The sequence below is a fragment of the Streptomyces sp. NPDC029164 genome (genome assembly GCF_055563995.1).
The window spans coordinates 90,166-104,963 of sequence record NZ_JBVHWW010000008.1 but is presented as its reverse complement, the minus strand read 5'-3'; the positions used below and the strand labels follow the sequence as shown (position 1 = coordinate 104,963).

The following is a 14,798-nucleotide window of genomic DNA, read 5'->3' as shown; positions in this document are numbered from 1 at the left end:
GTGCCCCGGCCCCTCGAGCATCCGAGTGCCGGGGCACGGGCGCCGCACGCAGGGGATCGGGCAAGGATCAGCGCGGCGCTTCGGACAGGGCCCGGTCCACCAGCTCTCCGGCGGCGCCCGTATAGCCGGCCGGGTCACAGAGCCGCTCCAGTTCGTCGGGCCCCATTCGTCCGGCCAGCGCGGGCCCATCGGCCAGTACGTCGTACAGCGACCGCCCGGAGTCCTGTGCGAGCGCCGACGCCTCGGTCAGCAGCTGCCGGGCGGCCGCCTTGCCCAGCCGCGGCGTGAGTACGGCCGCGATCCGCTCCGAGACGACCTGGCTGCCGGTGAGCGCCAGGTTCTCCCGCATCCGGGCCGGGCGGACCTGCAGTCCCTCGGTGAGCTCCACCGCCGTGTGTGCGGCTCCACCGGACAGCCGCAGGCACTCGCGCAGCAGCTGCCACTCGGCGTGCCAGGCGCCGCCGGAACGTTCGTCCTCGGAGACGAGGCACTGGGTCAGTCCGGCCGCCATCACGGGGACCTGGATCGCCGCGCTGCGGATCAGGGTCGCCAGCACCGGATTCCGCTTGTGCGGCATGGCGGAGGAGGCGCCGCGGCCGGCCGTCGACGGTTCCGTGACCTCGCCCACCTCGGTCCGGGTGAGGGTCTGTACATCGACGGCGATCTTCCCGAGCGCACCGGCCGTGAACGCCAACGCCGCGGCGAGGTCGGCGATCGGGGTGCGCAGCACATGCCAGGGCAGTACGGGCCGGGCCAGTCCCGTCTCGGCGGCAAAGGCGTCGACGAGCTGGTCGAGGTACGTCCCCAACTCCGGCCGCCCGCCCTGCTCAAGCGCCCCGCTGTCGACGGCCGCGTATTCAAGGTATCCGGCGAGTGTCCCAGCGGCCCCGCCCAGGGCTACCGGCAGCCCGCTTCCGGCGACCTGCGCCAGCCGCCTGTCGGCATCGAGGAGCAGCTGACGCCAGCCGGCGGCTTTGAGCCCGAAGGTGGTGGGTACGGCCTGAAGCGCGAGGGTGCGTCCGGGCATCGGGGTGTCCCGGTGCTGCCGGGCCAGCGATCCCAGCGCGGCCACCGCACGCGCGAGGTCGGCGCGGATGATCCGCAGCGCACGGGCGCCGACCAGCATGACCCCGGTGTCGAAGATGTCCTGGCTGGTCGAACCGCGGTGGACGTACTCCGCCGCGGCGGGGCTCCGGTCGGCCACGATACGGGTGAACGCCCGCACGGTGGCCACGACCGGATTGGCGTTCTCCCGTGCGGCCAGGGCAAGGCCCCGCAGGTCGAACAGTTCGGCCCGGGCGGCCTCGGTGATGACCGCGGCGGCCTGCGGGGGAACCGTGCCGAGCCGGGCCTGTGCCCTGGCGAGGGCCGCCTCGGCGTCCAGCATGGCCTGCAGCCAGGCCCGGTCCGACACGGCCGCCTCGACTGGGGTGCCGGCGCGGACGGGAGACAGCAGCCCGGCGTCGAGCTCGCTCGGCATGGCGTTGTCGGTCATACGATCACCTCGGAGAATGCGTCCCGGTGTGTTCCCGCACCGGGGGCGGGAGCGGGCCGGGTGGCGCGGGGCAGGGCGAGAACCGCCCGTGCGATGGCGTCGGAGTCGCTCAAGGTCACGGACCCCACCCCCGGCCGAATGCCGGCGGCGGTCACCCAGTGCACCGACTCGGTGGGCACGCCGTAGGCGAACCGTCTGGGATGTGGCCGCTGATGACGGTCCAGGAGGTGATAGGGCCGTTGCGACACCGCGAGTCCCCCGGTCTCGTAGCCTGCTCCGGTCCGCTCCGGAATCCGGTACGACGCGATCTGCTCGGTCTGCAGCAGGTGCAGCATCAGCGGATCCGTGGTGAGCCGGAGGTCGGGCTTGGGCAGCCGGGCCTCGATGAGCGCCGTGGCCCGTACGGGAGTACCGGGGACCCGTGCGGACTCGGCGACGAACGCGGGCGCCTCGGGGTCGAGACGGATCCGCGTGTCCGGACCGGTGATCTCCAGGACGCCTGCCTCGATCAGGGCGATCATCTCCTCGATGCGGGAGACCGGCGGGCCGATGGAGAGGAACGCGTTGAGCGGGGTGTACCAGCCCTCCAGCTCGTCCCGGTGGGACTCCCCGTCCAGACCGCCGTGGTCCACGGCGATCCGTATCTCGTTGCGCAGGTCCCGCAGCACGTCCAGCGCCGCCTTGAGGGGGCTGCTCACGTTGCCGGCCCTGGCCTCCCGGACGTCCTGGTGCAGATAGCGCAGGAGCCAGTCCCGGAACTCCTCCCGGTCGGCGAAGGCCCTCCCACCGCACGGGCGGGCGAGCCGTTCCCAGTCCCAGCGGTCCGCATCGGCGATGCCGTACCTGTAGAGCACCGATGCCTGGGCACCCTCCTCCGCCCGCAGGAACCGCTCCGTGAACGACGCGCGCTCGCCGCCGCGGCCGCGGGTCTCCAGCAGGGTTCCGTAGTAGACGCTTTCGACCTCGCGGCTGATCGGCGGCCACAGCTCGGTGCGAAACCGGACGGGCTTCCCGGCTGCCGCCCGACGGCGGAGCCCCATGAGGAACGCGGTGGTGAGCAGGGCCGGCCGGTGCCTGCCGTTGACGCCCTTCTCGTTCTCACCTCGGGCGTGGTACGGGATCCCGCGGCGGGAACTCGCGTACAGCACGGGCTCGTTACCGGACGGAAGGTAGACCGACCGCTCACCGTCCCGCGTGAACACCCCGCCCCGGCCCGCGGTGAACAGGGCCATGTGGTCGAAGAAGTTCAGCCCGAGCCCACGCACCAGCACGGGTTCTCCCGGTGCGATGCCGGAGAGGTCGACATCGGCCGGATTGGCAGGCGGGATGTAGGTGAGCCGGTGGATACGGGCCAGGCTGGCGGTACGGGCCTCACGCGCTTCCAGTCGGGCGGGTACGTGGCCCTGCGCCAGGACCACGGCATCCAGCTGGTGCAGCCGGGTGCCGTCTTCGAGCCGTACGCCCTGGGGGCCGGTGGGTGTTCCGTGGGTGTCGGCCATGGCCACCGCCCGGGAGCGGTGAACGTGCACGGTGACATGTGACGGGGCGTTCGCCACGATGCGACGGAAGGACTCGGCGAGGTAGCTGCCGTAGAAGGCGCGCGTGGGGTACGAGTCGGGGCCCAGTGACGCCGCTTCGGCCCGCGTCGCCTCGTCGTGCATTCCGGGACCGTGCGAGCGGAGGGACTCGGCCCAGTCGTACAGACTGGGACCGGATTCAACAGGCCCCTCGATCTCCGCGCTGTCATCGGTGTAGACGCTGATCTGCGCGGCCACCGTGTTCATCAGAAGATGACGGGACTGGTCGGGGCGCCAGACGGCGCCGGGTCCCGGCGGGGCCGGATCCACGACGTGGATCACGACCCGGTCCTGCGAGGGCTGCTGCCGTTCGTTGGCGCAGAGGCGTTCCAGCACCGACAGTCCGCGCGGCCCCGCGCCGACGATGCAGACCTTGGATTGGCTGGTGCTCATACGGTCCGTCCGTTCTCGGGATCAGTCGCTCGCGGCCTGGGCTCCTGATGCCAGCAGGCGAGCCAGCTCGAGTCTTTTGATCTTGGTGGTGGCGGTCTGCGGCAGGTCCTTCTGGTGCCACTGCACGGGCGGCGCCATGGCCGGCAGGTCCGCGGTGGCGGCCTTCCAGGCCGCCGGGTCCAGCGGCACATCGCCGCGGGTGCACACCACGGGGATGGCGCTGCGGCCGTCCTCACCGGGGACGATGACGACCTCGGTGAGGGAATCCATCCGGGTGAGGAGGTGATCCTCCACGCTCAGCGTGCTGCCGAAGCCCTCGATCAAGTCGACCTCGCGGTCGAGCAGATGGACGCAGCCCCACTTCGTCCGGTAGCCCACATCACCCATGCGCCACCAGCCGTCGGCGGTGAGCTGGCCCTCGTAGCGATCCTGTTCTCCGAGGTACGTCAACACGCGTCCGTCACTGCGCACTTCAATGTGCCCGGGATGGGCCGGCGAGGGCGCCCTGCCGCCCCGCGGCACGACCCTGATATCGGTCATTCCGGGAAAGGGCATTCCGACGCACCGCCCGTCCGCATCCGCGGAGCGCCGCCTCGTGTACGCCCGTCCGACCACCGGCCCCACTTCGCTCTGCCCGTACAGCTGCCCGAACAACGGTGCCCTGCGGCGCGACGCGCCCAGCATGCGGCGCATCGTCCGGGGATGGATGGCGTCGAAGGTGCTGCTGAAGAGCTTCACCGAGGCGAGGGGCCGGCGCGGGTCGTCGGCCAGCTCCTCCCACTCGACGAACGAGTTGGGGTGGGCCTCGATCACTCCTGGACGCAGCCGGGCGAAGAGGCCGGCGACGTGTTCCGGGGCGGGATCGGCGATGACGAGCAGAGGGCAACCGCGGGGCAGCGTCAGGGCCAGCGCGACGAACATCCGCGAGTGGACGAACGACACGTGCATGGCGACGGTTTCCCACGAGCGCAGCACAGGCGCGGACAGGACCGCCTGCGGCCGGTACCGGGCCTGAAGGCTGTGGCCGGTGTGCACGGCCAGCTTGGGGACATCCGTGGTGCCCGAGGTGTGGGTGATCAGGGCCGGGTGGTCCGCCGCCATCGTGACCGGGGCGACGCGTTCCGCAGCAGCGAGCTCGGGCAGCGGGACGGCATCGGGATGGCTGCCGGAGGTGAGAAGGACCGCTTCGGACAGGGAGAGTACCGATGGGGGCAGCTCGGTCCTGAGCTTGATCTCATCCGTGACGAGAAAGGGCTTTCCGCCGGGCTTTCCGACGACCCTCGCGGCCCGGCGCAGCAGCTCGGCCACCGTAGCGCCCGCCAGCTTCGGCGAGAGCATCACCGGAACGGCGCCGATCCGGGCGACCGCGCACGCCAGGAGCGTGATGTCGAAACCGTCGGTCTTGTGGACGACCACCCGACGGCCGGGCCGGACCCCGGCTGCCCAGAGCCGGGAAGCATAGTCGTCCACAAGGTCCGCCAGCTCCGCGTAGACCAGTCGGCGCCCCAGGTCCGGAGCGATGTCGAGGTCGTGGTCGAGGATCACGACACCGGCGGGGTAGCGGGACGCGGCGCGCTCGAAGAGCGTCCCCAGCCGGAACCCTCGGTTTCTGATGCGCTGAAGAAGCATGGTGAAGACTCCGGGCTTTATGGACGCTAATGCGGACGGGTCGCCTACTGCTCGATGACTTCCTTGATCCGCTGCAGTGTGACGGCGAGGTCGGCTTCCAGTTTCGCGCCCCAGTCGGCGAAGAACTGCTTCTTCTCCGTCTCGGACATTGCGCCGGTGATTCCGATGAATCCCTCGGTCGGCTTTCCCATCCGATATCCGTGGACGAGGGTGACGCCGCCCTCCGGGTGCGGCTCGATCCCGAAACTCCACTGGCTCTGCTGGGGACGCCCAGAGCCGTCGCGGATCACCCAGCGGAAGGCCCGCCCCTGCTCGGCCTCGACCACCTGGGACTCGGTGAACCACTGACCTCTAATGACCGGAGCCCAGGCCACGACGTCGACGGTACGGAAGTTGTCGCCGCGGAAAACAGAGCCCACGGCGGAGGGCTCGCCTTCGATCCACTCACCGCCGGTACATTCCGGGCTCCATTCCCCGCTTCGACCCAGATCACTCACCGTTTCATAAACGATGTCAGCGGGGGCGGCGACATGAATTCTGGCGCTTATGTCGAAGAGGGGCGAGCTCTCCGAGAAAGATTCAGTCATGACTCGAATGTTGCAGATTCCCACCCTGACCGGTCAATGGGTTCCGATCAGCTGTGTCAGGTCGTCGGACCTGCCTCGGCCTGTTCACCGCACCGGTCAGGAGGGAATCCGCGCGTACATCAGGCCGAGACGAGAGCCCCCCGGTCGGCCCACGTGCCATTGGTCAGCACAGTCGCCACGTGCGCCGCCGAGGCGAGGGTGACATGCCGGTGCCAGCCGCCGAATGAGCGACCCGCGAAGTCACGCAGACCCGCCTCTACTCCCACATGAGCCAAATCGTGCTCCACCTTCCGCAGCAGCCGCGTCAGCTGCAGCAGCTCACTCAGCCGTCGGCCGTCCAGATCGGTGAGCCACACTTGCACCGGCGGCCGATGCGGGTGATGCCACTCGCCCATCAGCAGGAGCGGCCTGTGATCGCCGGGCGCGGCACCGGACAGGGTCACCTTCACCGCGGCGACGAGCGAACTCCGCGTACTGGAGGGCCCTGTGGGATCAGCCCATACGACGGGCCGCCGCAGCCCTTTGACGGCCTCGAGAACGCTGCGGGCCGGCAGGAGCTCCGCACCGAAGCCCGGCATGGCCGGGTCCACCACATCGACCCGTGTGGTCGAGTCGATCCTGGCGAGAACCGAGATCCCCGCCGCACCGAACCTGTCGAAGGTCGCCCAGGGAACACTCCTCCGCAGATCGGTCACCACCGGTCGGGGCGACAGCCCCCAGTGACGTACCGTCTCCAGCACCACGGCGGCGGCGCACTCGTCGAGGGTCTCCCACTCGATCTCTTCGGGTAGTTCGGCGAGGGCACGCTTCTCCCTGTCCTCCACCCACATCTCCGGGAGGTACAGACGCCAGTCGATGGGCGCGGTCATCGACCGGGAGGCCGACCAGACGCCGTACGCGAGCTGCCCCCGGTGCTTGTGCCCCAGTCCGGGGTCGAACCGCTGGTCCACACCCACCGACTGATCGCCTGCCTTCGGGATCGGCATCGGGTGAACCACCCACGCGTCCGGGGGGCTGATCCGTTCGAGATACGAGGCCAGTTCGGCCCGCATGGGCTCCCAGTCCCAGGTGGAACTGGCGATGAAGTGGTGCAGGCTCTGCTCCGCGGCCCGCCTGCCGCTGTGCGCCGCGATGTTGCGAATGGATTTGCGCCCGCTGGCGGACAGGAGACCGCGGAGGTAGCTCTCCCCCTTGGCCCGCTGGTCCTTCCTGCGCAGTGTCGAGAAGAGCGCGGGCGCGAGTTCCTGAAGTACGTCGTCCGGGACACCGCGGGCCGCTTCGGCCCCCCGCGGCGCCCGGCTTGCCTCTCCCACCGAGTAGCCAGGTCTGGGTACGTCTTTGGAGGACACACAATCTCCCCGTTGCAGATCAGTTTTCACTTCCGGGGGATCAGCTCACGGGCAGCATGAACACGCCGCACCTCGGTCAAGCAGCAGCGCAAAGAAATGACCAGCAACCTGGCGTCAGCGACACCAGGGAAATCCCCCGCACCCTCCGTCGCCCAGGCAGTCCGAGTTCGAAAAGCCCCCCGAGGCGAGATCAGGATCAATCGATCCTCACCTCCACCTCCCCATCAGTCAACTTCGATACCAGCATCCGGACTGCCAACTCCTTGAATTTTCACACTCATTGGAGACCTCGACCCCAGCGGACGAGATAACCGGAATGAGCTATTCAGTTCCCGGCCGCCGATAGTCTGTCAACTCGTACGGCACCTCCAATAGGTTCCTACGAAAGGTGGAACGAAAGGAAGGATCGATCACGTTTGATCATCCCGTTCCGATACGTGCCGAACTCCCGCAGGATTGATCACGAATCTGAACTGAGCGCTTACCCGCAGGGGAAGTCGTGATCAAGGAGCCATGTTGCCCAGTCCTCTTACCGGTGCACTCCCCGTGGGCCGAATCGTCATCGAGAACGCCTACGTCGCCACCGTCGATGCGCACGACACGGAGATCCCCTCGGGCCACATCGTGATCAACGGCAACCGCATCGAATCCGTCGGGGCGGGTCCCGCCCCCGCAGTCGAGGACGTGGTGCGCCGGATCAACGCCGACGGGCACCTGATCACGCCGGGGCTCGTCAACACCCACCACCACTTCTACCAGTGGATCACCCGTGGTCTGGCCACCGAGCACAACCTCTTCAACTGGCTGACCTCCCTCTACGAGGTGTGGGGCACCATCGACGAGGAGACCGTCTATCCGGCGGCCCAGGGCTCGATCGCCGCGCTGCTGAAGTCGGGCTGCACCACGGCCATGGATCACTCATACGTCTTCCCCAGGGGTGCGGGCGACATCCTGGGCGCCGAGATCACCGCAGCCCGCGAGATGGGCATCCGCTTCCAGCCCACCCGTGGCGCGATGGACCGCGGCAAGAAGGACGGCGGCCTGCCCCCGGACAACTGCGTCGAGGACACCGACGACGCCCTCTCGGCGATGGAGGCCGCCATCGACAGGTGGCACGACGCCTCCTTCGACTCGATGCTGCGCATCACCGCCGCCCCCACCTCCCCGTTCTCCGTGACCTCGGAGCTGCTGCGCCGCTCCGCCGAACTGGCCCGCCGCAAGGGGGTCCGCCTGCACACCCACGGCAGCGAGACGGTGGAGGAGGAGAAGTTCTGCCACGAGCTGTTCGGCATGGGGCCGACCGACTACCTCGAATCGGTCGGCTGGCTGGGCGAAGACGTGTGGATGGCCCACTGCGTCCACATGAACGACTCCGACATCAAGAAGTTCGCCGAGACCGGCACGGGCGTCGCCCACTGTCCTTCCTCCAACGCTCGCCTGGCCGCGGGCATCGCCCGCGTCCCCGACATGCTCGCCGCCGGCGTACGTGTGGGCTTGGGCGTGGACGGCACCGCCTCCAACGAGTCCGGCGAGCTGGGCACCGAGCTGCGCAACGCGCTCCTGATCAACCGCCTCGCCAAGGGTCCTGCCGCGCTGAACGCCCGCCAGACCCTGCGCCTCGGCACCATGGGCGGCGCCCGGGTCCTGGGCCGCGACCAGGAGATCGGCTCCCTGGAGCCCGGCAAGCTGGCCGACCTGGCACTGTGGAGGGCGGACAGCATCATGCACGCGGGCATCGCGGACAAGATCGCGGCCCTCGTACTCGGTGCCGCGATGCCGCTGACCGCGCTGTTCGTCAACGGCCAGGTGGTCGTCGAGAACAACCACCTCACGACCATGGACGAGGACGCGGTGGCCAAGAACATCGCCAAGGCCTCGCACACCATCGCGGTCCGCGCGGGCCTCACGCAGAGCCGATGACATCCGTCGTCCGCGCCGAGGATCTGACGACGGACCACAGGGTCGAACTGACCACCGTGGACGGAAGCGTGGTGGTCGTCCGGCTCGTCGAGATCGATCACCGTCCCCACGGCGTTCGCTTCGTGGGCGAGGACGATGACGGAGCTCGGCATCTCTTCGGCATGGCCTACGGTGATGCCGCCACCTGCGTGACCGGCTGACCGAGGCAGCGCGCCATCCCGGGGCTCCCGTCCCAAGCCCCGGGACCTGCGACTACGCAGGTCAGCTCGGGGGCCGCGAGCGGCTCCAGGCTCTCGACCGGAACCGGAAGGGGTGCAGCCAGACCCCAGGGCGGTCCCGGCACACATCAGGTGCCTTCTCAGCACTTGGTCACAGGTCGCCGTCCCCGGCGGCGCGCACCACCCCGGGAACGATCATGCGGCGGGCTGTCAGGCGTGATTGACCGGGAGGACGTCCGGGGAGAGGGCGCCCGCGTGGGCGGCGGCCGAGGTCATGCGCCGGCGGTGGTGACGGCGGCAGAGGACCTCGTAACCGACTTCCCCCGCCGGGCGGTTCACGTCGCCGACGACGACCTGGGCGCCCTCGACGACCATCTCACCGTCTATCGTGCGGGCGTTGTGCGTGGCGCGGGCCCCGCACCAGCACAGGGCCTCGACCTGCAGCTGTTCCAGGCGGTCCGCCAGTTCGATCAAGCGCTGCGAACCCGGGAAGAGCTTCGTGCGGAAGTCCGTCGTGATGCCGAAGGCGAAGACGTCCATGTCCAGTTCGTCGACGATGCGGGCCAGCTGGTCGATCTGGTCCGGGGCGAGGAACTGGGCCTCGTCGACGATCACGTAGTCCGCCCTGCCGCCCTTGGACAGCTCGGCGACCAGGTACGCGTACAGGTCCATGCCCTCGCCCGCCTCGACCGCCTCCGTCACCAGGCCGAGCCGGGAGGAGAGCTTGCCCTCGCCCGCCCGGTCGTCGCGCGTGAAGATGACGCCCACCAGGCCGCGTGCCGAACGGTTGTGGGTGATTTGCAGAGCCAGCGTGCTCTTTCCGCAGTCCATCGTTCCGGAGAAGAACACCAGCTCGGGCATGGGGAGTACGTGACCTTTCGGGTCGGGTCGGGACGGGTGGGGCGGGAGGGGAGGAAGGGGCGGAGGGTCAGGAGCGGATCTCGAGCAGCGGGACCAGCTGCTCCGCCGCGGTCATGGAGCCGTGCATGCCGACGAGGGCGGACTCGTTCGGCTCGTTGCGCGAGGCGGTGATCGCGACGTCGGCCTGGGCGGCCGCGACCACGTCGCCGATGCGTCCGAGGACGCGCTCGTCGCACTCCCCCGGCGCCCCGAACCAGCCCAGTTCCAGGGCCTCTTCGCGGCTGGCGACCCAGAACCGGTCGCCGAGCACCTCACGCCACACGGTCAGTACGTCGTTCTGCGCGCCCGGCACCGCGTACACGTGCCGGGCCCGGCCCTCGCCGCCCAGCAGCGCCACACCGGCGCCGAGCTCCCAGTCCTCGTCGAAGTCGATCCGCGCGTCCTCGTCGAGCGGGACGTCGACCATGCCGTGGTCCGCGGTCACGTACAGGGCGGTGCGCGGCGGCAGCTGCTCGGCGAGCCGCTGCACGAGCCGGTCCACCAGCATCAGCTGGCCGCGCCAGGCGTCGGAGTCCACGCCGTGGCGGTGGCCGGCCCCGTCGAGCTCGCTGTAGTACGTGTACACGAGCGAGCGGTCACCGGCCGCGAGGCGGTCGGCCGCCACGTCCATCCGCTCCTCGCCGGTCATCCGGCCGAGGAAGGTGCCGCCGCTCAGCGCGACCTTGGTGAGCGGGGTGGTCTGGAAGGTGGGCGAGGACACCTGGGCGGTCGCCACACCGGCCTTGTCGGCCAGCTGGAAGACCGTCGGGTACGGCTGCCAGGGCTTGGGCGAGGTCCACGGGTGCCAGCGGAGCTGGTTCATCAGCTCGCCGGTGGCGGGGTTGCGCACGGCGTAGCCGGGCAGGCCGTGCCGGGCGGGCGGCAGGCCGGTACCGACGGAGGCCAGCGAGGTGGCGGTGGTCGCCGGGAAGCCCGCGGTGATCGGGCGGCCGGTGCCGCCGCGCGAGCTGCCGAGGAGGGCGGTGAGGTACGGGGCCTCGTCCGGGTGGGCCTTGATCTGCTCCCAGCCCATGCCGTCGACCAGGAACACACAGTTCCGGTCGGCCGGGGTCAGCTCGGAGATGGCGGCGGTGAAACCGGGGACGCCCTGGCCGGCCACGAGCGTGGGCAGCAGGTCGGCGAGGGACCCGGTGCCGTACTCCGGGACCGGGGCACCGGCCAGGTCCAGCAGCTCCGGCTCGGGCCAGTCCTGCGCGGCGGAGTACGCCATCAGCGGGCGGGGGTGGAGGTGGACGTCGCCGCCGTGGCCTCGGAGAGTGCCTGGGCGAAGACCAGGGTCTGGCGCACCGCCTCGGGGCCGTCACCGGCCTCGCTGACCCGCAGGCTGAGGTCGTCGGCGGTGGAGTTGCCGGTGTAGCCGTGGTCGGAGTCGCAGTTCGGGTCGCCGCAGGCGGCCGGCTCCAGGTCGATCCGCGAGACCGCGCCCCAGCCGATGGTCAGGACGACCTCGCGGGGCAGCGTGCCCGGGGTGTAGGACTCCGGGTTGGCGACGACACGGCTCAGCACCACGGAGGAGATGCTGGACAGCTTGACCGACTCGGTGGAGGTGGTCGCGTACGGGGACGGGGACCCGGCGTCGGCGGCCTGCTCGTCGGTGTGGCTGACGATGAACCGGTTGCCGGTGAGGACCAGCACGGTGACGTGGCGGCGCACCTCGTTGGAGTCGAAGGTCGTCTCCTGGTGGACCAGGTATGACGAGATCGGCTCGCCGCCCACCGCGGCCTCCACGGCCTCGGCCACGAGGGCCGGGTAGTAGCCGCTGCGCTCGATCGCCGTGCGCAGCCCCTGGGTCGTCGTACCGGATTTCGCCATGAGGTCCATCCTAAGGCCCGTACGGGGCCCCCAGGCCGCGTCGTACTCGCTCAGTAACTGGGGAGGGTGCGCGGGCCGAGATCGCCGCGGGCGGGCGGGTGCGCGACGCGGACGGTGGCGCTGAGGACGGAGAGGCCCTCGGCCGCGACCACGACGGGCTCCAGGGAGACCCCGATCACCTCGGGGTGGTCGTCCACCAGGCGCGACAGCCGCAGGAGCAGTTCCTCCAGGGCGGCGGTGTCCACGGGGTCGCTGCCGCGCCAGCCGAAGAGGAGGGGTGCGGCCCGGATGGAACGGATCAGTCCGGCGGCGTCCCGGTCGGTGGCCGGAACCAGCCGGTGGGCGGTGTCGCCGAGCAGCTCGGAGGCGACGCCGGCGAGTCCGAAGGAGAGGACGGCTCCCGCGGCCGGGTCGATGACGGAGCGGACGACGGTGTCGACCCCCCGCGGCACCATGGCCTGGACCACCGGCTGGAGCTCGGCCGGCTTGCCCAGCAGGTCGGTGAGCTCCTCGTACGAGCGCCGCAGCCCGGCCTCGTTCGCGAGGTCGAGCCGTACGCCGCCCAGGTCGGCGCGGTGGCGCAGGTGCGGGGCGGTGGTCTTGAGGGCCACCGGGTAGCCCAGGATCGCGGCGGCCCGGACCGCCGCGTCGGCGCTGGGCGCGGGCAGGGCGGAGCGGACGGTGATCCCGTACCGGGCGAGCAGCTCGCGGGCGTCCCACTCCGCCAGGGTCAGCACGGCTCCGTCGTCGACGGCGGCCAGCAGCCCGGCCAGCTGGGCCGCCGCCCCGGCCTCGTCCACGTCCTCGAACTCGGGGACGTACCCGCCCTCGGCGAGGCCGCGGCGCCACTGCCCGTACCGGACGGCTTCGGCGAGGGCCCGCACGGCCCGCTCGGCGGCGGGATAGCTGGGGATCCGGTCCTCGGACGCCGGGCGGGCCGGAACCGGCCGCGCCGGCTCTTGGGGGGCGGGGTCCGGGGCGGAGTCCCCGTTCCCGGGCGGCGCCGGGTGGGGCAGGCCCCGTGTGGCGGACAGGGCTTCGACGAGCGCGCCGAGCTCCACGTGCACCACCGCCACGGGCTTGCCCGGGACCTCGGCCACGGCCTCCCGCAGCGCGTCGGCCAGGTCGTCGGCCAGGGCGTGCTCGCTCACCCAGGGAATGGCCGTGACCACGACCGCGTCGCAGTCGTCGGAGGCGAGGGCGGCGGCCAGGGCGGCCCGGAAGTCCTCCGGCGCGGCGGCCGTCGTCAGGTCCAGCGGCGGCAACGGCCGCAGTCCCTGGGCCAGGCAGGCGTCGTAGGTCAGCACCCCGAGGGACTCGGAGTTCCCGAGGATGGCGACCCGCGGCCCGGCGGGCAGCGGCTGCGCGGCCAGCAGGAGGCCGACGTCCACCAGCTCCGTGACCGTGTCGACCCGGATGACGCCGGCCTGCCGCAGCAGGGCGGACACGGTCGCCTCCGGCAGCCTGGTGTCGGGGACGACGTGTCCGGCCGGGGTGTGGCGGCCGCCCTTGGCGACGACCACCGGCTTGACCGCGGCCGTCCGGCGGGCGAGGCGGGTGAACTTCCTCGGGTTGCCCAGGGTTTCGAGGTACAGGAGGGCGACGTCGGTGGCCTCGTCGTCGTACCAGTACTGGAGGATGTCGTTGCCGGAGACGTCGGCCCGGTTCCCCGCGGAGACGAAGGAGGACAGGCCCTCGCCGCGCCGCAGCAGCGCGGAGAGCAGGGCGATGCCGATCGCCCCGGACTGCGTGAAGAGGCCGATCCGGCCCCGCATCGGCATGGGCGCGGGCGTCAGCGAGGCGTTGAGCTCCACCTCGGGCGCGGTGTTGATCACCCCGTAGGCGTTCGGTCCGATCAGCCGCATCCCGTACGAGCGCACCTGCCGCACGAGTTCGCGCTGGCGGGCGAGTCCGTCGGGGCCGCTCTCCCCGTATCCGGCGGACAGGACGACGAGCCCCTGCACCCCGTGCTCGCCGCAGGCGGCCACGGCGTCGGGAACCCGCTCGGCGGGTACGGCGATCACGGCGAGGTCGACGGGGGCCTCGATGGCCCCGACGGTGCGGTAGGCCCGTACGCCGTCGAGCAGATCGCGCGTGACGGCCTCGTTGACGGCGTAGAGGTGGCCGTGGAAGCCGCTGTCGCGCAGGTTGCGGAGCGCGGCCGCGCCCACGCCGGCGCCGGAGCGGCTGACCCCGATGACGGCGACCGAGCCGGGGGCCAGCAGCCGCTGCGCCGAGCGGGCCTCGGCGCGCTGTTCGCGGGCGCGCTGCACGGCGAGGGACTCGGCGGTGGGTTCGAGGTCGAGGGTGAGGTGGACGGAGCCGTCCTCGAAGCTGCGCTTCTGCTGGTAGCCGACGTCCGTGAACACCTTGATCATCTTGGTGTTGGCGGGCAGCACCTCGGCGGCGAACCGGCGGATGCCGCGCTCCCGGGCCACCGCTCCGATGTGTTCGAGGAGGGCTGAGGCGACTCCGCGGCCCTGGTGGGCGTCCTGGACGAGGAAGGCGACCTCGGCCTCGTCGGCGGGTGCGGAGGCGGGCCGGCCGTCGGGGCCGATGCGGTCGTAGCGGACGGTGCCGATGAACTCCCCGCCGATGGTCGCGGCGAGGCCGACCCGGTCCACGTAGTCGTGGTGGGTGAAGCGGCGCACGTCGCGGTCGGAGAGCCGGGGGTAGGGGGCGAAGAACCGGTAGTACTTCGACTCGTCGGAGACCTGCTCGTAGAAGCTGACGAGCCGGCCCGCGTCCTCGGTGGTGATGGGCCTGATCCGGGCGGTGCCGCCGTCACGGAGGACGACATCGGCTTCCCAGTGGGCCGGGTACGAGGGATCCGACTCGATGGTCATGGGGCCACCTTAAGGCCGGGAGGGGCCGCGCAGCCCCCGCGCGGCGCATGA

At 71.0% G+C, this 14,798-nt stretch carries 11 protein-coding genes; 2 read left to right on the top strand and 9 right to left on the bottom strand.

Annotation, left to right across the window (positions count from 1 at the left end; translation table 11 throughout):
- Nucleotides 1-67: 67 nt before the first annotated feature.
- The 5 genes from ACZ4VT_RS10330 to ACZ4VT_RS10310 all read right to left on the bottom strand — a co-directional run bounded on the left by ACZ4VT_RS10330 (nucleotide 68) and on the right by ACZ4VT_RS10310 (nucleotide 6,994).
- Nucleotides 68-1,495 (bottom strand): nitrosuccinate lyase, encoded by a 1,428-nt coding sequence (locus ACZ4VT_RS10330; protein ID WP_467948285.1) that lies wholly within the window; start codon nucleotides 1,493-1,495, stop codon nucleotides 68-70.
- Entirely contained in the window at nucleotides 1,492-3,465 is a 1,974-nt protein-coding gene (locus ACZ4VT_RS10325) for an FAD/NAD(P)-binding protein (RefSeq protein WP_467948283.1), read from the bottom strand. Before ACZ4VT_RS10325 ends, ACZ4VT_RS10330 begins: the two co-directional genes overlap by 4 nt.
- A 21-nt stretch (nucleotides 3,466-3,486) precedes the next feature.
- Nucleotides 3,487-5,094, bottom strand: coding sequence for a class I adenylate-forming enzyme family protein (locus ACZ4VT_RS10320; protein ID WP_467948281.1), 1,608 nt, complete (start codon nucleotides 5,092-5,094; stop codon nucleotides 3,487-3,489).
- 44 nt (nucleotides 5,095-5,138) lie between these two features.
- A complete protein-coding gene (locus ACZ4VT_RS10315) occupies nucleotides 5,139-5,681 on the bottom strand; it encodes an SRPBCC family protein (protein ID WP_467948279.1) in 543 nt (180 codons plus the stop codon).
- Nucleotides 5,682-5,800: 119 nt separating this feature from the next.
- On the bottom strand, nucleotides 5,801-6,994 hold the full coding sequence (locus tag ACZ4VT_RS10310; RefSeq protein ID WP_467948409.1) for an IS701 family transposase: 1,194 nt from the start codon (nucleotides 6,992-6,994) through the stop codon (nucleotides 5,801-5,803).
- Nucleotides 6,995-7,543: 549 nt separating this feature from the next.
- Between ACZ4VT_RS10310 and ACZ4VT_RS10305 the strand changes: the two genes are divergently transcribed.
- Together ACZ4VT_RS10305 and ACZ4VT_RS10300 are read left to right on the top strand one after the other, a co-directional pair.
- Nucleotides 7,544-8,950, top strand: coding sequence for an 8-oxoguanine deaminase (locus tag ACZ4VT_RS10305; protein WP_467948277.1), 1,407 nt, complete (start codon nucleotides 7,544-7,546; stop codon nucleotides 8,948-8,950).
- Nucleotides 8,947-9,150 (top strand): hypothetical protein, encoded by a 204-nt coding sequence (locus tag ACZ4VT_RS10300; RefSeq protein ID WP_467948275.1) that lies wholly within the window; start codon nucleotides 8,947-8,949, stop codon nucleotides 9,148-9,150. Before ACZ4VT_RS10305 ends, ACZ4VT_RS10300 begins: the two co-directional genes overlap by 4 nt.
- Before the next feature lie 228 nt (nucleotides 9,151-9,378).
- On the opposite strand, the gene ACZ4VT_RS10295 is transcribed toward ACZ4VT_RS10300, so the two are convergent.
- From ACZ4VT_RS10295 to ACZ4VT_RS10280, 4 genes are all read right to left on the bottom strand, one after another.
- Nucleotides 9,379-10,029, bottom strand: coding sequence for a thymidine kinase (locus ACZ4VT_RS10295; protein ID WP_467948273.1), 651 nt, complete (start codon nucleotides 10,027-10,029; stop codon nucleotides 9,379-9,381).
- A 67-nt stretch (nucleotides 10,030-10,096) separates the two neighbouring features.
- Entirely contained in the window at nucleotides 10,097-11,299 is a 1,203-nt protein-coding gene (locus tag ACZ4VT_RS10290) for an alkaline phosphatase family protein (protein ID WP_467948271.1), read from the bottom strand.
- On the bottom strand, nucleotides 11,299-11,901 hold the full coding sequence (locus ACZ4VT_RS10285) for a DUF5998 family protein (RefSeq protein WP_030385644.1): 603 nt from the start codon (nucleotides 11,899-11,901) through the stop codon (nucleotides 11,299-11,301). Before ACZ4VT_RS10285 ends, ACZ4VT_RS10290 begins: the two co-directional genes overlap by 1 nt.
- 50 nt (nucleotides 11,902-11,951) lie before the next feature.
- Nucleotides 11,952-14,747 carry a bifunctional acetate--CoA ligase family protein/GNAT family N-acetyltransferase gene (locus ACZ4VT_RS10280; RefSeq protein ID WP_467948269.1) on the bottom strand — a complete coding sequence of 932 codons (2,796 nt, stop codon included), beginning with the start codon at nucleotides 14,745-14,747 and terminating at the stop codon, nucleotides 11,952-11,954.
- Nucleotides 14,748-14,798: the final 51 nt, after the last annotated feature.

Bases quoted from the DNA above. Each gene is read 5' to 3' on its own strand.
- ACZ4VT_RS10320 (WP_467948281.1), bottom strand. From the start codon at position 5,094: ATGCTTCTTCAGCGCATCAGAAACCGAGGGTTCCGGCTGGGGACGCTC.
- ACZ4VT_RS10295 (WP_467948273.1), bottom strand. From the start codon at position 10,029: ATGCCCGAGCTGGTGTTCTTCTCCGGAACGATGGACTGCGGAAAGAGC.
- ACZ4VT_RS10325 (WP_467948283.1), bottom strand. From the start codon at position 3,465: ATGAGCACCAGCCAATCCAAGGTCTGCATCGTCGGCGCGGGGCCGCGC.
- ACZ4VT_RS10290 (WP_467948271.1), bottom strand. From the start codon at position 11,299: ATGGCGTACTCCGCCGCGCAGGACTGGCCCGAGCCGGAGCTGCTGGAC.
- ACZ4VT_RS10285 (WP_030385644.1), bottom strand. From the start codon at position 11,901: ATGGCGAAATCCGGTACGACGACCCAGGGGCTGCGCACGGCGATCGAG.
- ACZ4VT_RS10300 (WP_467948275.1), top strand. From the start codon at position 8,947: ATGACATCCGTCGTCCGCGCCGAGGATCTGACGACGGACCACAGGGTC.
- ACZ4VT_RS10280 (WP_467948269.1), bottom strand. From the start codon at position 14,747: ATGACCATCGAGTCGGATCCCTCGTACCCGGCCCACTGGGAAGCCGAT.
- ACZ4VT_RS10330 (WP_467948285.1), bottom strand. From the start codon at position 1,495: ATGACCGACAACGCCATGCCGAGCGAGCTCGACGCCGGGCTGCTGTCT.
- ACZ4VT_RS10315 (WP_467948279.1), bottom strand. From the start codon at position 5,681: ATGACTGAATCTTTCTCGGAGAGCTCGCCCCTCTTCGACATAAGCGCC.
- ACZ4VT_RS10305 (WP_467948277.1), top strand. From the start codon at position 7,544: ATGTTGCCCAGTCCTCTTACCGGTGCACTCCCCGTGGGCCGAATCGTC.